Below are 19,158 nucleotides of genomic sequence, written 5' to 3' on the forward strand. Positions count from 1 at the left end.
AGCGCCCCGCACGGCACCTCGTGCGGGGCGCTCGCCGTTCCACCCGCCCGCTGCACACCCCACCCCCGGGCGGCACTCCACCCCCGGGCGGCACCCGGCACCCGGGCGGCACCCGGCACCCGGGCGGCACCCGGCACCCGGGCGGCACCCGGCACCCGGGCGGCACCCGGTGCCGCCGCGGCGACCCGCCGCCGCGCCCCGCGGGGTGCGCTGGCTCACGTCGCGGGCCGGGTGGGCGGGGCGGGACGGGGCGGATCAGCGCTTAGGCTGGGCGGATGGTTGATCGCACCGTGCCCGGCCCGACCGACGCGAGCGTGCGGCGGGCACTGCGCCGGGCCGCGACCGGACGCGTGCTCGACGTCGACGAGGCCACCGCGCTGCTGGCCGCCCGGGGCGGGGCGCTGGACGAGCTGCTCGACGTGGCGGGCGCCGTGCGCGACGCCGGGCTGCGCGAGGCCGGGCGGCCGGGCGTGGTCACGTACTCGAAGAAGGTCTTCATCCCCCTCACCCGGCTGTGCCGGGACCGGTGCCACTACTGCACCTTCGCGACCGTGCCGCACCGGCTGCCGGCGGCCTTCCTCGACCGGGACGAGGTCCTCGCCATCGCCCGGGCGGGCGCCGCCCAGGGTTGCAAGGAGGCCCTGTTCACGCTCGGCGACCGGCCGGAGGAACGCTGGTCGGCGGCCCGGCGGTGGCTGGACGAGCGCGGCTACGACTCCACGCTCGACTACCTGCGCGCCTGCGCGGTGGCGGTGCTGGAGGAGACCGGGCTGCTGCCGCACCTCAACCCGGGCGTGCTCTCCTGGTCGGAGTTGCAGCGGCTCAAGCCCGTCGCGCCGAGCATGGGGATGATGCTGGAGACCACGGCGACGCGGCTGTGGTCGGAGCCGGGCGGCCCGCACTTCGGCTCGCCGGACAAGGAGCCGGCGGTACGGCTGCGGGTGCTCGACGACGCGGGCCGCGTCGGCGTGCCGTTCACCACCGGCATCCTGATCGGCATCGGCGAGACCCCCGCCGAGCGGGTCGACGCGATCTTCGCGATCCGCCGCGCGCACCGCGAGTACGGCCACCTCCAGGAGGTGATCGTGCAGAACTTCCGCGCGAAGCCGGACACGGCGATGCGCGGGATGCCCGACGCGGAGCTGCACGACCTGGCGGCCACGGTGGCGGTGGCCCGGGTGCTGCTCGGGCCGAAGGCCCGCATCCAGGCCCCGCCGAACCTCATCGCGGGCGAGTACGACCTGCTGCTGCGCGCCGGCATCGACGACTGGGGCGGGGTCTCCCCGCTGACCCCGGACCACGTCAACCCGGAGCGCCCCTGGCCGCAGATCGACGAGCTGGCCCGGCACACGGAGAAGTCCGGCTTCACCCTGCGCGAGCGGCTGACGATCTATCCCGAGTACGTGCGGGCCGGCGATCCGTGGCTGGACCCCCGCCTGCTGCCGCATGTCGGCGCGCTGGCCGACCCGGCGACGGGGCTGGCCGTCGAGGAGGCCCGGCCGGTGGGCCGGCCCTGGCAGGAGCCCGACGAGACGTACGGCGGCCGGACCGACCTGCACGCCACCATCGACACCACCGGGCGGACCGGCGACCGGCGCGGCGACTTCGACCACGTCTACGGCGACTGGGCCGAGGTGGCCGGCAAGATCACCGCCGGGGGCGGGGCGGGGACCGACGGTGACCTGCGGGCGGGGCTGCGGCTGGCGGCCGACGACCCGGCGGCGCTGCTGGAGCCCCGGCACGCCGACGCCGCGCTGGCGCTGTTCGCCGCCGACGGGCCGGCGCTGGACGAGCTGTGCCGCCTCGCCGACGACGTCCGCCGGGCGGCGGTGGGCGACGACGTGACGTACGTGGTCAACCGCAACATCAACTTCAGCAACGTCTGCTACGTCGGCTGCCGGTTCTGCGCCTTCGCCCAGCGGGAGCGCGACGCCGACGCGTACCGGCTCTCCGTGGAGCAGGTCGCCGACCGGGCCGAGCAGGCGTGGGCGGCCGGCGCCAGCGAGGTCTGCCTCCAGGGCGGGATCGACCCGAAGCTGCCGGTGACCGTCTACGCCGACCTGGTGCGGGCGATCAAGGCGCGGGTGCCGGGGATGCACGTGCACGCGTTCTCGCCGATGGAGATCGTCACCGCCGCCGCCAAGGCCGGCGTGTCGGTGCGGGAGTGGCTGACCGGGCTGCGCGAGGCCGGGCTGGACACCATCCCGGGCACCGCCGCGGAGATCCTCGACGACGACGTGCGCTGGGTGCTCACCAAGGGCAAACTGCCGGCCGCCGCCTGGGTCGACGTGGTCGGCACGGCCCACGAGCTGGGCATCCGGTCCAGTTCCACCATGATGTACGGCCACGTGGACCACCCCGCACAGTGGCTCGCGCACTTCCGGGTGCTGGCGGGGCTGCAGGACCGTACGGGCGGGTTCACCGAGTTCGTGGCGCTGCCGTTCGTGCACACGAACGCGCCGATCTACCTGGCCGGCATCGCGCGCCCGGGGCCGACGTGGCGGGAGAACCGGGTCGTGCACGCCATGGCCCGGCTGCTGCTGCACGGCCGGATCGACAACATCCAGTGCTCGTGGGTGAAGCTCGGCGACGAGGGCACGGCGGCGATGCTGCGGGGCGGCTGCAACGACCTGGGCGGCACGCTGATGGAGGAGACGATCTCCCGGATGGCCGGCTCGGGCAACGGCTCGGCGCGTACGGAGGAGCAGTTGGTCGCCATTGCGGCGGCCGCCGGCCGACCGGCCCGCCGGCGCACGACGGCGTACGGCGACCCTCGGCCGTAGCGTGCCCGCCCCCGCCTCGCGCCCGGCGGTCCCGGCGGCCGGGGCGTACCGCTTGGTGGGACGGTCGGAATGCGTCCGGCGGGTTTTCCGTCGACTGTGGACCGACCGGCGGATCCGTCGGACCCAGCAGCGTGTCGGCGGCCGCTCCGGGGTCGGTGGGGGTCGTGGCGCCGCCGCCGTCCGTCCACATCGTGGGCGCGGTTTCGCCGACCGCTCGCACTCGACGCGCGGTCCGCGCCAACTCGGGTTAACCTGTGCCCCACCAAGATCAACCAATCGTGGTGGGTGACTTCCGGACGCCTTCACCGCCCTTCCCTGGCGGCTCGGCGGGGAAGCGCCACGCGAGAAAACTCGGGCAACTCGCCGGAGAGGGCGTTACTCGGCCGGGGTCTGAATCGATAGGGCAGGTTGCGAGGCCGGGTGGTCGGGTGACCGTCCGGAGTGTTGTCGGGAGGGCGACTCCATTATCAAGTGCGGCTTGACGGCGCACGTATTACACGCGTGTAATTTGAATGGGGTTGTTCGCACGGAACGCAACGAATCGGGACCGTACGGACAAGCACGCCTTCCGCGTGGGGGGTTGCAGCGGCGATGACGCCGGTGCGCGACAAGGAGGCATCTGATGGACGGCCAGCTTGAGGTGGCCGACCTGCTCGGAAACGCGCCGGAGTGGCAGGAGCGGGCGCTTTGCTCCCAAACCGATCCGGAGGCGTTCTTTCCCGAGAAGGGCGGCTCGACCCGCGAGGCGAAGCGGATCTGCTCGCGCTGTGAGGTGAAGACGGAATGCCTCGAATACGCTCTCGGTCACGACGAGCGGTTCGGGATCTGGGGCGGGCTCTCGGAGCGGGAGCGGCGCAAGCTCAAGCGGCGGGCCGCCTGAGCGTTGCCGGGCCGGGGCGGTGGGGGCCGCCCGGCTCAGGCCAACTCGTCGGGGTCCACCCCGAGCAGATTGGCCACCTGTTCGATGATCACATCGTGCACGAGATCCGCGAGATCCTCGCGGTCCATCGCACGGAACTCCAACGGCCGGCGGTAGAGCACGATCCGCGGCGGGACCTCCTGCCGGCCGGGCCGGCCGGGCAGCAGCCGGGCGAGCGGCACCTCGCCGTCCTCCAGCACGTCGGAGTCGTAGACGTTGAGGTCCGGCGGCACGTCCTCCACGGCGAACTCGACGCCGGCCAGCTCCTTGGCGAACCGCCGTTCGAGGGTCTCGACGGTGTCCAGCACCAGGTCGTCGAAGATCTCCGCCTTCGTACGCGCCAACGGCACCGTCGCCGGCACCAGCCGCCCGCGCAGGCCGCGCCCGTGCCGGTCGCGGTGCGCGCGCCGGCCGGGGCCGGGGCGGCGGTGTTCCGGGCTCGTCATGAGGGCAAGGTTAGCGCCCGCACCGACCTGGCCTGCGGCAGCGCCACCGGCGCGGCGCGGCGCGTCCACACCGGTCGAATTGTGATCACCGTGACGGGCGTGTCGCAACGCGAAGCAGTGCGCCGGACCCGGTAATGGAGATACCCTGCCGCCGTGAGGTCACCACGGCGCTGCTCCCGTAACGGCTGCCCCCGGCAAGCGGTCGCCACGCTGACCTATGTCTACAACGAGTCGACAGCGGTGGTCGGCCCGTTGGCGGCGTTCGCCGAGCCGCACACGTACGACCTGTGTGAACCGCACGCCCGGAGCCTGACGGCGCCGCGTGGCTGGGACGTCGTCCGGCACGAGGGTGAGTTCGAGCCCCCGCCGCCCACGACCGACGATCTGGTCGCCCTGGCCGAGGCCGTCCGCGAGGCCGCCCGTCCGGTGGCCCCGCGCCCGCCCGAGGACGACCAGAACACCAACCCGACTCCCCAGACGGGCCGCCGGGGTCACCTCCGCGTCATCCCCCCGAACCACTGACCCGCCTCCCCGGCGGCGGTCACGGGCGCCGGGGAAGAGGGCCCGCGCGGGCATCTCCAGGGCCTTTTCCGGGCGGTCGTCCGCCACCTCGGGTGCGCGAAACAGATCCCGCCGCGACACACCGGCAACGCCACGACAAGGGCACGCAGCGTGGCTACCGTGCGCCCCAGCGTGATCGTGGGCGCGGGAGGCGGATGGTGAACGAGGTACTGCGGGTGGCGATGGCCGAGAAGGGCGAGACCGCCGAGTCGCTGGCGGAGAAGGTGGGCGTCGACCCGAAGACGGCGGGACGGTGGCTCGCGGCGGGCCGGATCCCGCACCCCGGGACCCGGCTCGCCGTCGCCGAGGTCCTCGGGCGCGACCCCGCCGAGCTGTGGCCCGAGCCGTTCCGCCGCCGAGACCTGCCCTGGTTCCGGCCGTGGGTCGAGCTGGAGCAGGACGCCGTCTCGATCAGGTCGTACGAGCCGTCGCTGGTGCCGGGCCTGCTCCAGACCGAGGCGTACGCCCGCGCGGTGCTGGCGACCGGCGGCCTGCTCCCGGCGGCCGAGGTGGACGAGATCGTGGGCGGCCGGCTGGCCCGGCAGGCGATCCTGGCCCGGGACGCCCCGTCCCAGCTCGTCGCCGTCGTCGACGAGGTGGTGCTGCGCCGGCGGGTGGCGCCCGGGCGCACGCCCGCGCGCGCACCCTGAGCCGGACGACCGCCGCGGCTGCCCGCACGCCGCTCGCGCGCCGACCACCCCCGCGCGCTGACCGACCCACGCGCGCGCTGACCCCCGTCCCTCGTCGCGGTCGCCTCATGTCAAGATCTGTCGTTCCCCGCACCTGACGTCCCGTCGGCGCGCCACTTCCGCCTGCCGCCGACGATGATCTCGAGGAGTCGTCACATGCGAACTCCCGTTCGCCCCGTGACCCGGCGCGCACTGCTGACCGGCGCCCTCGGCTCGGCGGCGCTGCTCGGGACGGGCGGCTCGCTGGCCGGCTGCGGCACCAGGGGCGCCGCCCGGACCGAGGCCGGCTGCGTCAGCGAGGACCTGTCCGGAACCGAGAAGACGCTGACGTTCTCCAACTGGCCCCAGTACATGGACGTGGACGACGCCGACTCCGCCAAGCGGCCGACCCTGGACGCGTTCGTCGCCGAGACCGGCATCCGGGTCGCCTACACCGAGGACATCAACGACAACAACGAGTTCTTCGGCAAGGTGCAGAACCAGCTCGCGGGGTGCCGGTCGACCGGGCGCGACATCATGGTCCTCAGTGACTGGATGGCGGCGCGGATGATCCGGCTCGGCTGGGTCCAGAAGCTCGACCGGTCCAGGCTGCCCAACGTCCAGGCCAACCTGCTGCCCTCGCTGCGCGGCCGCTCCTTCGACGCCGAGGACCAGCTCGCCATCCCGTGGCAGTCCGGCCTGGCCGGCCTCGCCTACAACGGCAGGGTGACCAGGGAGATCCGGACCGTGGACGAGCTGCTCACCCGCGCAGACCTCAAGGGCAGGGTGACCGTGCTGTCCGAGATGCGGGACACCATGGGCCTGCTGCTCCAGTCGAACGGCCACGACCCGGCGAACTTCACCGGCGCCCAGTTCGACGACGCCCTCGCCAAGCTCAGGAAGGCCGTCGACTCAGGCCAGATCCGCCGGTTCACCGGCAACGACTACGCGCCGGAACTCGCCCGGGGCGACATCGCCGCGTGCGTCGGCTGGTCCGGCGACGCCGTCCAGCTCGGCTTCGACGACGACAAGATCAGGTTCGTGGTGCCCGAATCCGGGGCGATGATCTGGTCGGACAACGTGGTGGTGCCGAACAAGGCCACCCACAAGGGCAACGCCGAGCAGCTCGTCGACCACTACTACGAGCCGGCGGTCGCCGCCCGGCTCGCCGCGTTCGTCAACTACATCTGCCCGGTCCGGGGCGCCCAGGCCGAGATGGAGAAGATCGACCCGGCGCTGGCCGCCAACCCGCTGATCTTCCCCGACGACGCCATGCTGTCGAGGTCGAAGGTCTTCATGGCGCTGGACGAGAAGCGGGAACGCGAGTATGAGAGCAAGTTCCAGCAGGTCATCGGGGCGTGAGTGGCATCGTGGGAATGACTGCGGCACGCGACACCCCGGCCGGTGACCTGCGGCTGGCCGACCTCACCAAGCGGTTCGGCGCGGTCACCGCGGTGCACGACCTCGACCTGACCGTCCGGCAGGGCTCCTTCTTCGCCCTGCTCGGCCCGTCCGGCTGCGGCAAGACCACCACCCTGCGGATGATCGCCGGCCTGGAGGAGCCGACCGCCGGGCGGGTGCTGCTGGGCGAACGGGACGTCACCCGGCTGCGCCCGCACAGGCGGCCGGTGAACACCGTCTTCCAGAGCTACGCGCTCTTTCCGCACCTGGACGTCTTCGAGAACGTGGCGTTCGGCCTGCGTCGGCGGGGGATCCGCTCCGTCGACGACGAGGTCATGGCGATGCTGGCGCTGGTGCAGCTCGACGACCACGGCCACCGCCGACCCGCCCAGCTCTCCGGCGGGCAGCAGCAGCGCGTCGCGCTGGCCCGCGCCCTGGTCAACCGCCCGCAGGTGCTCCTGCTCGACGAGCCGCTCGGCGCGCTGGACCTGCGGCTGCGCCGGCGGATGCAGATCGAACTCAAGCGCGTCCAGACCGAGGTCGGCATCACGTTCGTGCACGTCACCCACGACCAGGAGGAGGCCATGACGATGGCCGACACCGTCGCGGTGATGAACGCCGGGCGGATCGAGCAGCTCGGCGCGCCCACCGACCTCTACGAATACCCGGCCACGGCGTTCGTGGCGAACTTCCTCGGCCAGTCCAACCTGCTCGCCGGCGAGGCGGCCGGCGCGGGCGGCGGTGAGGTGGCGGTGTCGGCGCACGGCCGTCGCCTCTCGGTGCCCGCGGGCCGCGCCCGGGTCGACCGGGGGCCGGTCCACCTCGGCGTACGCCCGGAGAAGCTGCGTCTGGTCGACTCCGTCGACCAGGTCCCCGCCGGGTGCCAGCACGTCACCGGTGTCGTCACCGACGCCTCCTACGTGGGGGTGAGCACCCAGTACCTGCTGCGCACCGGCTGGGGCGGGGAGCTGACGGCCTTCGTGGCCAACAGCGGCGCGACCGCCGCGCTGCCCGTCGGCGCGGAGGCGGTGGCGTACTGGGACCCGGGGCACGCCTTCCTGCTGCCCCGGGAGCCCGGCGACGAGCACCGGAGGGCGCCGACGCGGGACGAGCCCGTGGGCGCCCCCTCGTGAGCGGGCGAACCAGCCGGCGCGGTGCGGGCGGGGCGACGTGAGCGCCCCCGCGCACCTGCCCACCGGGCCGGGGCGGCGGACAGGACCCGCGTCGCGCCGCCGGCCGGGGCGGCAGGGGCTGCTGCCGTACCTGCTGCTGCTGCCTGCGGCGGCGTGGCTGTGCCTCTTCTTCGCGGTGCCGCTGCTCCAACTCGCCGCCGCCAGCCTCTACGACCCCGCCGGCTCGCTCGCCACCGGGTACGCCATGACGTGGGCCTTCGGCAACTATCCCGACGCGCTCGCCGCGTACTGGCCGCAGTTCGGCCGGTCCTTCGGCTACGCCGGAGCCGCGCTGGTGCTGGCGCTGCTGGCCGGCTACCCGCTGGCGTACGCGATCGCGCAGAAGGCCGGCCGGTGGCGCAACCTGCTGCTGGTCTGCGTGGTCGCGCCGATGTTCACCAGCTTCCTGGTGCGCACGCTGGCCTGGAAGACGATCCTGTCCGACAACGGCTGGCTCGTCGGGCTGCTGCGCGACGTACACCTGCTCGCCCCCGACGGCCGGCTGCTGGCCACCCCCGTCGCGGTGGTGCTCGGCCTGACGTACAACTTCCTGCCCTTCCTGGTGCTGCCGCTGTACGCGAGCCTGGAGCGGCTGGACCCCCGGCTGCTGGAGGCGGCCAGCGACCTCTACGCCGGCCCGTGGCGGACCTTCCGCCGGGTCACGCTGCCGTTGTCCATGCCCGGCCTGGTCGCCGGCACGCTGCTGTTCTTCATCCCGGCCAGCGGCGACTACATCAACGCCGAACTGCTCGGCACCCCCAACGAGTACATGATCGGCAACGTCATCGACTCGGCGTTCCTGGTCCGGCTGGACTACCCGCAGGGCGCGGCGCTGTCGTTCCTGCTGATGGCGGCGATCCTCGCGGTGGTCTTCGGCTACCTGCGCCGGACCGGCACGGAGGCGGCCCGGTGAGCGCGAGGGGTACGGCGAAGCAGAGCCCGCGGGCGCGCCGACGAGGGGCCGTCGTGGCGGCGCGGTTCCTGCGCCGGCTGGCCGGGCGCTGGGTGACGGGCGTGGCGCTGCTGGTGCTCGGCTACCTCCTCCTGCCGGTCGCCGTGGTCGCCGCCCTCTCCTTCAACCGCCCCGCCAACCGCCTGTCGTACGACTTCGACGAGTTCACCCTCGACAACTGGCGCAACCCGTGCGCCACCTCCGAGATGTGTGACGCGGTGGTGCGCAGCGTCCAGATCGGCTTCGTCGCCACGGTGGTCGCCACCGTGCTGGGCACCCTGATGGCGTTCGCGCTGGCCCGCCACCGGTTCCGGGGCCGCTCCGGGCTCAACGTGCTGATCTTCCTGCCCATGGCCACCCCCGAACTGGTGATGGGCACCTCGTTGCTGGCCCTCTTCGTCTCCGCCGGGGTGCCGCAGGGCTTCTGGACCATCGTCGTCGCACACGTGATGTTCTGCCTGTCGTTCGTGGTGGTCACCGTCAGGGCGCGGCTGGCCGGGATGGACCCCCGGCTGGAGGAGGCCGCGATGGACCTGTACGCGAGCGAGTGGCAGACCTTCCGGCGGATCACCCTGCCGCTGGCGCGGCCCGGCATCGTGGCCGCCGCGCTGCTGGCGTTCTCGCTGTCCTTCGACGACTTCGTCGTCACGAACTTCAACGCGGGCACCACCGTCACGTTCCCGATGTACGTCTGGGGAGCCGCCCAGCGGGGCATCCCGCCGCAGGTCAACGTCATCGGCACCGCCATGTTCGTGCTGGCGCTCCTACTGACCCTGACCACCACCCTGCACGGTCGGCGGACGAGGAGGGCCCCTCGCCGCGCGTGAGCGGTGGCGAGGGGCCCTCGTCCGGGGCAGCCCCGGGGCTGTTCGGGCTAGAGGGTCAGGGTCCAGCCGTCGATGTAGCCGGTGTCGCCGGACGCGGCGTCCTGGACCCGCAGGTTCCAGGTGCCGTTACGGGTCTCGGTGGAGAGGTTCACCGTGTAGGTCTGGTTGATGTTGTCGGCGGAGCCGCCGCTGCGGTTGTGCAGGGTGTAGACGCTGCCGTCGGGGGCGACGAGGCTGACCACGAGGTCACCGACGTAGGTGTGCACGATCTGCACGGCCACCTTGCTGGTGGACGAGGCGGTGCCGGTGCAGCCGGCGATCGCGACGCTGCTGGTGATGGTGGCGTTGTCGCCGACGGTGACGTTGTTGGCGTTGGTGCCGGTGCACTCCGTCGTGCCGGAGCCGCCCAGGTTGAGCGTCCAGCTGTTCAGGTAGCCGGTGTCGCCGGCGCCCGCGTCCTGGACCCGCAGCTTCCAGGTGCCGTTGGCGACCTCGGAGGAGAGGTTGACGGTGTAGGTCTGGTTGATGTTGTCGGCGGAGCCGCCGGTGCGGTTGTGCAGGGTGTAGGCGCTGCCGTCGGGGGCGACGAGGCTGACGGCGAGGTCACCGACGTAGGTGTGCACGATCTGCACGGCGACCGTGCTGGCGGAGCCGGCGGCGCCGGTGCAGCCCGCGATGGTGATCGTGCTCTCCACCGTGGTGTTGTCGCGGATGGTCACGTCGGTGCCGTTGGTCTGGGTGCAGCCGGTGGGCGGCGGGGGCGGCGGGGGCGTGGTGCCACCGTCGCCGACGTACAGCAGCTTGTTGGGCGAGCCGGTGCCGGGGCTGGTCACCGCGTTGCTGGTGGCGTCGGCGACGAGCTTGTCGCGCACCTGCTGCGGGGTGAACGTCGGGTTGGCGGCGAGCACGAGCGCGGCGGCGCCGACGACGTGCGGGGTGGCCATCGAGGTGCCGCTGATGGTGTTCGTGGCCGTGTTGCCGGTGTGCCAGGCCGAGGTGATCGAGCTGCCGGGGGCGAAGATGTCCAGGCAGGTGCCGATGTTGGAGAACGACGAGCGGGCGTCGGTGTTGGTGGTCGAGCCGACGGTGATTCCGGCCGGGGTGCTCGCCGGGGAGCTGTTGCAGGCGTTCGCGCCGCTGTCGTTACCGGCCGCGAGGCCGTAGCTGACGCCGTCGGCGATGGAGCGGGCGACCGCGTCGTTGACGGCCTGGTTGAAGCCGCCGCCGAGGCTCATGTTGGCCACCGCGAGCTGACCGGCGGCGTGGTCGCCGGTCACCCAGTCGACGCCCTGGATGACGCCGGCGTTGGTGCCGCTGCCCGCGCAGTCGAGCACCCGTACGCCGACCAGCGTGACGCCCTTGGCCACGCCGTAGGCGGTGCCGCCGACCGTGCCGGCCACGTGCGTGCCGTGCCCGTTGCAGTCGTCGGCGGTGCCGCCGTCGATGGCGTCGAAGCCGGAGACGGCACGACCACCGAAGTCGCTGTGGTCGAACCGGATGCCGGTGTCGATGATGTACGCCTTCACGCCCGAGCCGGTGTTCGGGTAGGTGAACGAGTTGTTCAGCGGCAGTGCCCGCTGGTCGAGCCGGTCCAGGCCCCAGGACGGGGTGGGGCTCTGCGTACCGCTGATCCGCATCGTGTGGTTCTGCTGGACGTAGCGCACCGAGGGGTCGGCGGCGAGCCGCTTGGCCTCCGCCTCGGACATCCGGGCCTCGAACCCGCGCAGCGCGTTCTGGTACGTGCGGTTGACCGCGCCGCGGTGCCGGCCGGCGAGGTCACGCGCCTTCTTCGTGACGTCGCTCCGGCCCACCGAGGCGTCCTTGAACACCACGATGTACGAGTCGTCGACGGCGGTGGCGCCGCCTGCCATGAGGATCTGTCCCTCGGCGGGGGCGGCCGTCGCGGGGGTGCCGAACGCCACGGCGGTGGCGACGGCGGCGGTCAACACACCGACGCGCCAGCGGCGCGCGGCGGGGTAGAGGAGTGTCATCCCTCGGGTGTTCCTCTCGCTACACGACGGCGGGTCACGCCATCGATCGCAATTGATCAAAGTGAGCAAGAGCGTAGGGCCTCCACGGCAAAAAGTGGAGACGTGAAGGGGACTTGTATTCGGGGGATGAACTGCGGTAAGGGATCAGTCGGGATCACTGCGTGGGAAGGGTCTACGCTGCTGCGTGTGGACCCGGTCGCCTTTCACGTCGCCTCCCGCCCCGCCCACGGCGAGGGCGAGCTGACCGTCCACCACCCGCACGACGGGCGCGTCGTCGGTCGTACCACCCTCGCCACCGCCGAGCAGGTCGAAGCCGCCGTCGCGGCAGCCGCCGGGGTGGCCGCGACGGCCGCGGCCCTGCCCGCGCACGCCCGCGCGGCGGCCCTGGACCACGTGTCCGGCCGGATCGCCGAGCGGGCCGAGGAGTTCGCGCGGCTGATCACCGCCGAGAACGGCAAGCCGCTGAAGTGGGCCCGCGCCGAGGTCGCGAGGGCCGTCTCCACCTTCCGCTGGGCCGCCGAGGAGGCCCGGCGCTTCTCCGGGGAGCTGCAACGCCTCGACACCGACCCGACCGCCACCGGGCGGATCGCCCTGGTCCGACGCGCGCCGAAGGGGCCCGTGCTCGGCATCGCCCCGTTCAACTTCCCGCTGAACCTCGTGGCGCACAAGGTCGCCCCGGCCATCGCGGTCGGCGCGCCGATCGTCGTCAAACCGGCCCCCGCCACCCCGCTGTCGGCGCTGCTGCTGGGCGGGCTGCTCGCCGAGACCGACCTGCCGGAGGGGATGTTCTCGGTCCTGCCGCTGCCCGACGGGCGCGCCGCCGAACTGGTCGTCGACCCCCGGCTGCCGGTCGTCTCGTTCACCGGCTCCGGGCCGGTCGGCGCGGCGATCCGCCGCGCCGTGCCCGACAAGCACGTCACCCTGGAACTGGGCGGCAACGCCGCCGCCGTGATCTGCGAGGACTGGAACACCGACGAGGACCTGACCTTCGCCGCCCACCGCGTCGCCACGTTCGCCAACTACCAGGCGGGGCAGTCGTGCATCGCCGTGCAGCGCGTCTACGTGCACGAATGGCTCTACGACGCGTTCCTGCCCCGGCTCGTCGCGGCGGTGCAGGAACTGCGCGTCGGCGACCCGTCCGACCCGCTCACCGACGTCGGGCCGCTGATCTCCGACGCCGCCGCCCGCCGCGTCGAGGCGTGGGTGGACGAGGCGGTCACCGCCGGCGCCACCATCGAGCTGGGCGGCCGGCGCGAGGGCGCGACCTACCCGCCGACCGTGCTCTCCGGCGTGCCGGCGGACGCCAAGGTCTGCGTCGAGGAGGTCTTCGGGCCGGTGCTGGTGGTCGCCCGCGTCCCGCACGACCAGGCCGCGTTCGCCGCCGTCAACGACTCGGCGTACGGGTTGCAGGCGGGCGTCTTCACCCACCGCCTCGACACGGCCTTCGCGGCGCACCGCGCCCTGGACGTGGGCGGGGTGATCGTCGGCGACGTGCCGTCGTTCCGGGCCGACCAGATGCCCTACGGCGGGGTGAAGGGCAGCGGCGTCGGGCGGGAGGGCGTGCGCAGCGCCATGGACCACTACACGGAGCCCCGGGTCATGGTGCTGACCGGCCTGCCGTTGTAGGGCCCGTCGGGTGCCGCCGGTTCACCAGGTGCCGTCGTCGCGGACCCGGGCCGGCGCCCGGCCGAGCAGCAGGGTGGTCAGTGCGGCGTCGATGTCCTCGCCGATGAACCACTCGCCGGCCTGATCCAGCGCGAAGATCCGCCCCCGCTCGTCGACGGCGAGGATGCTCTCCTGCCGCTCGGTGCCGATGGGAAAGAGCCGTACGCCGAGCACCGCGGCGAAGTCGGCCAGCGTGTCGGCGGTGTGCGAGACCTGTCGCGGGCGGATGTCGAAACGGGAGATCCACACCTGCTCGCCCGGTCCGCGCCGCGCGCCCACCAGGCCCGGGAAGGCGGTGAGGGTCGACAGGACCGCGGGAAATTCGGCGTGCGTGGACGTCTCGCCCCTGACGGCGCTGACGTCCCTGATGGCGGACAGGGCGACGATCTCGTCGCCGAAGTGCGGTCGCCAGCCAGCCGCGACGAGCGCCTGCGCGACGTCCGGGGGGAACCGGCCCGGGACGGGGTCGGGCTGGGGGTCCGGCTGCCACGGCATCGTGAAGGCCCGGTCGGACCAGGGCAGCACGTTGAAGTCCACCAGAATGTCGACGCACGAGTCGCAGGGGCGGTCGGCGAGGCCGCCGTGCGGATCGCCCGGCTCGCGTACGCGGTGGACCTCGAACCGGCCGGTCTGCAGGATGTCCTTCGCGTCGGCCATGCCGAGCGGGGCGATGCCTTCGGCGGCGCGGTGGTGGTCGTAGTGGTGCAGGGCGTCGGAGACGACGATGAGTTCGGCGTGTCGTTCGCCGCCGCGTACGAGGTGTCCGGGGGGTAGTTCGTCCAGGTAGGTGCGGACGAGCGGGTGGTGGTTGAGGGTGACGTCGCCCTTGGCGCCGTGCGCGCGGAACAGTCGTCCGTCGATCGTCAGGTGTGCCGCCGTGTTGGGGGTGGGTAGGCGGCGGATCTCGCGGAGCAGTTGGCTTGTGGGGTCGACGGTGCGGGGGGCGCCGGGGTCGTCGGGGCGGTTGCGGCGGTACATCTGTGCGACGACGTCGGCCGGTACGCGGGGCCAGGTGGTGACCTCGCCGGTGAGCTTGTCCACGACGGTGGTGGGCAGGTCGCCGGGCAGGGTCCGCGCGTCGACGGGGGTGGTGGAGGTGATGACGTAGCCGAGGTCGAACTCGTCGACGTTCGGGTGGCATTCGTGGCCGAGTCGCTGTGACTCGCGGCGGGCCCACACGGCGGCGAGTTGTTCGGCCTGCTGGCGATCGATCACGGCTTGAAAGTACCGGACCCCATGGATTCGTGGCGGCCGGTATGGTTCGCCCTACCGACGGTAACCGGGGGAGGGTGGCGTTGGCCGAGAGTGTGGACCGGGACGCCAATCGCGCGCTGAGGGCGCGGTTCGACGAGGTGTACGGGGACTATCAGCGACTGAGGTCCGGTCTGGACGAACTGCGGGGCCGGCTCGCCGACCTGCGGGTGACAGAGCGCTCCGAGGACGGCCAGGTGACCGCCACCGCCGGTGCGCGGGGCCAGGTGATCTCGGTGGAGCTGCACCCCTCCGTCTTCCAGGACCGGGATGCCAGGGCACTGAGCCGGAAGATCACCACCACCGTCCACCGGGCCGAGGCGGCGGCGGTGGCCGCCACCCAGGTACTCGTGGCCGGCTACCTGCCCGCCGGATCCGGGGCGACGGACTTCCTGCGTACGGGAGACTTCGATTCGTTGCTGGGCCGCGCCGACGCCGTGTTGCGCCGGGGCGAGTGATGGACGGTCAGCTCTGGCTCGACCCGCAGCGCGCCCGGCGCGGGGGCGCGGACCTCGCCCTGTCCGGCGAGGCGATCACGGCACGTCGTCGCCAGGCGGGCGGCGCCATCGCGGCGACGAGCGCCCGGTCGCCGTGGGGCAAGGACGACATCGGGGCCGCGTTCGAGCAGAAGTACCGCGGCTTCGAGGAGCTGGTCCTGCGCACGTGGGAGGGTGTCGGCCGGCGTGTGGAGGGCCTTGGTGCCGACGTGGTCCGGTCGGTGGACGCCAGCCTGCGCACGGACGCGGCGAGCGCGGGTCGGCTGGGTCGTGTCGGCGACCGGCACCGGCAGCGCTGATCCGCGGAGGAGACCCGGATGGGTGTGTTGCCGAGTCCTGTTCCGCATCCGCTGGACTTTTCGCCGTGGCAGTTGCCTGGCTGGGTCTATGAGGCCCTTGACTGGGTGATCGGTGTGGAGTGGCCGGAGGGCAACGAGCGCGCGGTCTGGGAGCTTGCCGATCAGTGGTATGCGGTGGCGGGTGCGTTGGCGGGGCCGCGTGCCGATGCCGTCGCCGCCGTCGGTGAGGTGCGTGGCGGCTACGGCGGTGTGGGGGCGGTGGCCGCCGCGTTCGACGCCGCGTGGCGTCGGGTGGCGGAGGGCGACGAGGCGCCGCTGCCCGTGCTGCTGGCCGTGAGCACCGAGCTTGGTCGGTTGGTGGAGGAGTGCGGCTGCGACATCGAGGGCGCCAAGCTCGAGGTCTGGATCGAGCTGGGCATCCTGGTGGTGGAGTTGCTGTCGCTGGCCGTGGCGACCGTGCTCACCGCGGGTGCGGCCTCGCCGGCCGCCGGGGCGGCGATCACCGTCACGAGGCTGATCGTGCAGCAGATCTTCAAGCGGCTGATGGCGCAGTTGGCCCGCAAGTCGCTCAGGCAGGGTCTCAAGGAGGCCGGCGAGCGGGCGGCGAAGGAGGTCACCAGGGGCGGGGTGCGGGGGTTCGGTCGTCGGGCGGCGTTGAGCGGGGTGTCGGAGGCGGCCGAGGAGGGTGGCATCAACCTCGCCACGCAGGCGTATCAGAACTCGACGGGTCGCCGGCACGGGCTGGACGTGGCGGAGTTGGGGACCAACGCGTGGGGCGGTATGGCTGGTGGGGCGGTGGCGCCGTTGGCGGGTCTGGGTCGGCACGCCACCGGTCGGGGTGCCCGGGTCGGGGAGCACTTCGGCCGGGAGATGGCCGGTGAGGTGATGGCCGACCAGGCCGCGAGTCTGGCCACCGGGCAGGGGCTGACCTCGGTGGAGGACGCGGCCCGCGCGGCGGCGTCGGGTGCCCGTGGTTCCGCCACCGCGCAGGCCGACGCGGCGTTGCAGGCGCGGCTCAACGGCCAGATGAGCGCCCTGGCCGGGATGCCACTGACGTCGGCGGGAGCCGGTGCGCTTCCGCCGCCTCCCGCCGCGCCGGCAGTGGACGCACCACCCGTCGCCATGCCCGGCGCGGGAACCGGTTCTCCGGTCACCGCGCCGGGAGCGGAGTCTCCGGCCCACGGGTCAGGGGCGCCGATCAGCGGGCCGGGCGAGGATCCCCGAGGCGCGCACGGTGCCGGAACGGCGTCAGCGGTCCAGCCAGCGCCGGAGCCCCGGCCGGAGCAGACGGGCACCGCGACGACGGCCGCCGCCCGCGCCGGTGACCCGACCGCGCCCGGGACCGCTGCCGGAACCGAACGGACCGGCGCCGCCATCCCGGCCGCACCGCCCGCGCTCGCAGAATCCGCGCTCAGCCCGACTCTCTCCTCGGTGACGACGGCGGCACCCGCCGCCGGCACCGCAGGACTCTCGGCCGGTGTGGACGGTCAGACGACCGCGTCCGGGAATGCCATGGGCGGTGCCGGTTCCGTCACCGCCGCGCACGCTGCCGGGCCGGCCAACGCGCCGGCAGCGGCGGCCCCGGCAAGCGGACCCGGCGCAGTGGCGCCCAGCGCGGGCACGGGCACGGCGACCGCCGGGCCGGCCCCGGTCGCGTTCTCCGAGCCGAGAACGGTCACGTCCGCCCCGGGTGCGGGTCACGTTGCCCCGGCCGCCGGTTCCGGGCCGCCCGTGGCACGGGGAGCAGCCGCGCCGGTGCCCGCACCGCCGCGGCCGGCAGGGCCGATGCCGCTGCCCCCGCCCGACGCGCCGGCAGCGGTCGATCGGGACGACCCGGTGGGTCTCCGCGTCAGGAGCCCCGAGTGGTACGCGGCGAAGTGGGCGCTCGACAGGGATGCCTTCGAAAGGCGCCGCTACCGTGGCTACTACGAGTCGCAGCGAGCGTGGTTCGAGGACAAGCGCCGCTCCGACGACGCCCTCCGACTCAGGGCCCAAGCGGACGAGCACCACCAGCGGGCGCGCGACTTCGCCGCCCACGCCTTCCACCTGCACCAGACGGGCCAGGCGCGCCAGGCTGACAGGTGGCAGTGGGCGGCGAACGACGAGATGCGGGCGTACGGGTACTACCTCGACTACGCACAGACCGTAATGGCCGGCGGCGTCGTGCCGTCGGTCGTGGGCGTCGTCGATCCCGCCGACTTCCGGCGGATCAACGACGACGTGGGGGACCTGGCGTACGGTGCGGTGGAGACCGTCGACCGTTCGGCGCTGACGGGCGACGACTACCCGCCGCCGATCGACCGGTCGCGCAACTACGGCCAGCCCGGCGGTCTGCGCGCGCCGCTGGCCCTGCACCAGACCGACATCGAACGGCAGGTGCCCCGAGAGCCTGACGGAAGCGTCCGGCGCACCGCCGACCCGCGGGTGGGCGGCTGGTTCGGGCTGGTCAACGACGGTGGACCGCAGGCCGACCCGACCCGCGGCATCAACTGTGTCGACTGCACCCTGTCGCTGTTCGACACCTGGATGCACGGCCGCCCCCGGGTGGCCGCTCCCCGCACCTTCGACGCCTACCTGGCAGGCGACGTCACGCGCCCCATCCACGGCGAACGCGACGGCGTCGGGCGGGTGGAGGACGTCACCGGAGGACGTTTCCAACGCCTCTGCCAGCCGACCGACGACATCCAGGGCGCCGAGCGGCAGCAGGCCATCGACACCGGGTACCGCAACCTGCACGCGCAACTGCGCCTCGGCGGCCACGGCAGCTTCGCCTTCGTCATCAACAACTGGGAGCAGGGCGGCTGCCACATCTGGGTCGCCCTCAACCAGAACGGCACGATCCTCTACCTCGACCCGCAGACCGGGGCCGTGTCGACGACACCCCTGTACCGCCACCACGGCGTCCCGTATCCGTACAACGCCGTCGACACCGAGGTGCTGGTGATCGGCTCGGACGGCAGACCGATGCCACTGGGCGGACTGCGGCGAGGACTGTTCAGCCAACGACCGGACCTGCCGCAGTACCCACCCGTCGACACCGACCAGGGCTACGGCGAACTGTTCCTCAACCGCATGTACCTACTGGACGAGCCGGGCTCGGCTCCGTCCGACGAGGCGATGCCACCAGGGCTCCCACGACAGCCCGACGAGGCGGGACCGGCCCCCGAACGCAGCGACACACCATCCGAGGACCTGCGGGCGGCGCGGGAACGCGCGCAGGCGGAACGGGCGGGGAACCCGGTTGCCGTCGGCGCGATCCTGGCCGCGGAGCCCGACCTGGAACGGGTGTTCGCCGCCGGCGTGACGCCGGCCGAGGTGGCGGCAGGCGTAGATCCCTCGGCACTCCGGCGACTCGTACCGCAACTCGACGACGCGGGCACCGAAGACGTGGCACGGCTGTTCGCGGATCCACGCGTGCAGCGGATGCTGGACGAGACGTGGCGGCATCCGCCCAAGGACGAGCCGATGTTGGCCGAGAACCTCGTCCGACAGTTGGCGCAGCGACCTGACCTGGCGCGGATGGTCCTCGCTACGCCTGAGTTGGCCACTTCGCTGACGGCCAGGCCGTTGACGATGCTCCACCTGGCTGCGAAGCAGCAGGCGATCGACGTCCTCGGCTCTGTACTTGACGACATACAGATCTTGAAAGGCCAGGTTCGTCTGATGTGGATGGCGTTGCTGGTGTGACGGTTGTGGTGTCGGGTAGATCGGCGGTATGAGGTATCC

At 73.0% G+C, this 19,158-nt stretch carries 15 protein-coding genes; 12 read left to right on the top strand and 3 right to left on the bottom strand.

Going from position 1 to position 19,158, the window contains the following annotated elements; all coding sequences use genetic code 11:
* Positions 1-275 precede the first annotated feature (275 nt).
* Both V6U77_RS27290 and V6U77_RS27295 read left to right on the top strand, forming a co-directional pair.
* A complete protein-coding gene (locus V6U77_RS27290) occupies positions 276-2,783 on the top strand; it encodes a bifunctional FO biosynthesis protein CofGH (RefSeq protein WP_334609610.1) in 2,508 nt (835 codons plus the stop codon).
* Between the two features lie 622 nt (positions 2,784-3,405).
* Positions 3,406-3,663 carry a WhiB family transcriptional regulator gene (locus V6U77_RS27295; RefSeq protein WP_007455784.1) on the top strand — a complete coding sequence of 86 codons (258 nt, stop codon included), beginning with the start codon at positions 3,406-3,408 and terminating at the stop codon, positions 3,661-3,663.
* A 35-nt stretch (positions 3,664-3,698) separates the two neighbouring features.
* Here V6U77_RS27295 and V6U77_RS27300 read toward each other — a convergent pair whose 3' ends face one another.
* Entirely contained in the window at positions 3,699-4,148 is a 450-nt protein-coding gene (locus V6U77_RS27300; RefSeq protein ID WP_089001916.1) for a metallopeptidase family protein, read from the bottom strand.
* A gap of 153 nt (positions 4,149-4,301) precedes the next feature.
* Between V6U77_RS27300 and V6U77_RS27305 the strand changes: the two genes are divergently transcribed.
* The 6 genes from V6U77_RS27305 to V6U77_RS27330 all read left to right on the top strand — a co-directional run bounded on the left by V6U77_RS27305 (position 4,302) and on the right by V6U77_RS27330 (position 9,729).
* Positions 4,302-4,670 (top strand): DUF3499 domain-containing protein, encoded by a 369-nt coding sequence (locus V6U77_RS27305; RefSeq protein ID WP_334609611.1) that lies wholly within the window; start codon positions 4,302-4,304, stop codon positions 4,668-4,670.
* A gap of 194 nt (positions 4,671-4,864) precedes the next feature.
* The gene (locus tag V6U77_RS27310) at positions 4,865-5,359 is read left to right on the top strand and encodes a Scr1 family TA system antitoxin-like transcriptional regulator (RefSeq protein WP_442934521.1); all 495 of its coding nucleotides are present in this window, start codon (positions 4,865-4,867) and stop codon (positions 5,357-5,359) included.
* A 195-nt stretch (positions 5,360-5,554) separates the two neighbouring features.
* Positions 5,555-6,739 (top strand): polyamine ABC transporter substrate-binding protein, encoded by a 1,185-nt coding sequence (locus V6U77_RS27315; protein ID WP_334609612.1) that lies wholly within the window; start codon positions 5,555-5,557, stop codon positions 6,737-6,739.
* Between the two features lie 14 nt (positions 6,740-6,753).
* Positions 6,754-7,911, top strand: coding sequence for an ABC transporter ATP-binding protein (locus V6U77_RS27320; RefSeq protein WP_334609613.1), 1,158 nt, complete (start codon positions 6,754-6,756; stop codon positions 7,909-7,911).
* 37 nt (positions 7,912-7,948) lie between these two features.
* Entirely contained in the window at positions 7,949-8,863 is a 915-nt protein-coding gene (locus V6U77_RS27325; RefSeq protein WP_334609614.1) for an ABC transporter permease, read from the top strand.
* 53 nt (positions 8,864-8,916) lie between these two features.
* Positions 8,917-9,729 carry an ABC transporter permease gene (locus V6U77_RS27330; protein WP_334609615.1) on the top strand — a complete coding sequence of 271 codons (813 nt, stop codon included), beginning with the start codon at positions 8,917-8,919 and terminating at the stop codon, positions 9,727-9,729.
* A gap of 47 nt (positions 9,730-9,776) precedes the next feature.
* Here V6U77_RS27330 and V6U77_RS27335 read toward each other — a convergent pair whose 3' ends face one another.
* Positions 9,777-11,720, bottom strand: a complete 1,944-nt coding sequence (locus V6U77_RS27335) for a proprotein convertase P-domain-containing protein (RefSeq protein WP_334609616.1) — start codon at positions 11,718-11,720, stop codon at positions 9,777-9,779.
* A gap of 186 nt (positions 11,721-11,906) precedes the next feature.
* Between V6U77_RS27335 and V6U77_RS27340 the strand changes: the two genes are divergently transcribed.
* Positions 11,907-13,346 (top strand): aldehyde dehydrogenase family protein, encoded by a 1,440-nt coding sequence (locus tag V6U77_RS27340; RefSeq protein ID WP_334609617.1) that lies wholly within the window; start codon positions 11,907-11,909, stop codon positions 13,344-13,346.
* Between the two features lie 21 nt (positions 13,347-13,367).
* Here the strand turns inward: V6U77_RS27340 and V6U77_RS27345 are convergent, their stop codons facing one another.
* Positions 13,368-14,600, bottom strand: coding sequence for an SUKH-3 domain-containing protein (locus tag V6U77_RS27345; RefSeq protein ID WP_334609618.1), 1,233 nt, complete (start codon positions 14,598-14,600; stop codon positions 13,368-13,370).
* Between the two features lie 74 nt (positions 14,601-14,674).
* On the opposite strand from V6U77_RS27345, the gene V6U77_RS27350 reads away from it, so the two are divergent.
* Genes V6U77_RS27350 through V6U77_RS27360 form a run of 3 tightly spaced genes read left to right on the top strand, consistent with a single transcriptional unit; the run spans position 14,675 to position 19,119 of the window.
* Complete coding sequence (locus V6U77_RS27350) at positions 14,675-15,094, top strand: YbaB/EbfC family nucleoid-associated protein (RefSeq protein WP_334609619.1); 420 nt, start codon at positions 14,675-14,677, stop codon at positions 15,092-15,094.
* Entirely contained in the window at positions 15,094-15,432 is a 339-nt protein-coding gene (locus V6U77_RS27355; RefSeq protein WP_334609620.1) for a hypothetical protein, read from the top strand. Before V6U77_RS27350 ends, V6U77_RS27355 begins: the two co-directional genes overlap by 1 nt.
* An 18-nt stretch (positions 15,433-15,450) precedes the next feature.
* The gene (locus V6U77_RS27360) at positions 15,451-19,119 is read left to right on the top strand and encodes a toxin glutamine deamidase domain-containing protein (protein WP_442934522.1); all 3,669 of its coding nucleotides are present in this window, start codon (positions 15,451-15,453) and stop codon (positions 19,117-19,119) included.
* The last annotated feature ends 39 nt before the right edge of the window (positions 19,120-19,158 follow it).

Source organism: Micromonospora sp. CPCC 205546, from assembly GCF_036902715.1.
Lineage (GTDB): Bacteria > Actinomycetota > Actinomycetes > Mycobacteriales > Micromonosporaceae > Micromonospora.

What these genes read in the sequence shown, in the direction of transcription:
- V6U77_RS27290 (WP_334609610.1), top strand. Translation starts at nt 276, where the DNA reads ATGGTTGATCGCACCGTGCCCGGCCCGACCGACGCGAGCGTGCGGCGG.
- V6U77_RS27295 (WP_007455784.1), top strand. Translation starts at nt 3,406, where the DNA reads ATGGACGGCCAGCTTGAGGTGGCCGACCTGCTCGGAAACGCGCCGGAG.
- V6U77_RS27300 (WP_089001916.1), bottom strand. Translation starts at nt 4,148, where the DNA reads ATGACGAGCCCGGAACACCGCCGCCCCGGCCCCGGCCGGCGCGCGCAC.
- V6U77_RS27310 (WP_442934521.1), top strand. Translation starts at nt 4,865, where the DNA reads ATGGTGAACGAGGTACTGCGGGTGGCGATGGCCGAGAAGGGCGAGACC.
- V6U77_RS27315 (WP_334609612.1), top strand. Translation starts at nt 5,555, where the DNA reads ATGCGAACTCCCGTTCGCCCCGTGACCCGGCGCGCACTGCTGACCGGC.
- V6U77_RS27320 (WP_334609613.1), top strand. Translation starts at nt 6,754, where the DNA reads ATGACTGCGGCACGCGACACCCCGGCCGGTGACCTGCGGCTGGCCGAC.
- V6U77_RS27335 (WP_334609616.1), bottom strand. Translation starts at nt 11,720, where the DNA reads ATGACACTCCTCTACCCCGCCGCGCGCCGCTGGCGCGTCGGTGTGTTG.
- V6U77_RS27355 (WP_334609620.1), top strand. Translation starts at nt 15,094, where the DNA reads ATGGACGGTCAGCTCTGGCTCGACCCGCAGCGCGCCCGGCGCGGGGGC.
- V6U77_RS27360 (WP_442934522.1), top strand. Translation starts at nt 15,451, where the DNA reads ATGGGTGTGTTGCCGAGTCCTGTTCCGCATCCGCTGGACTTTTCGCCG.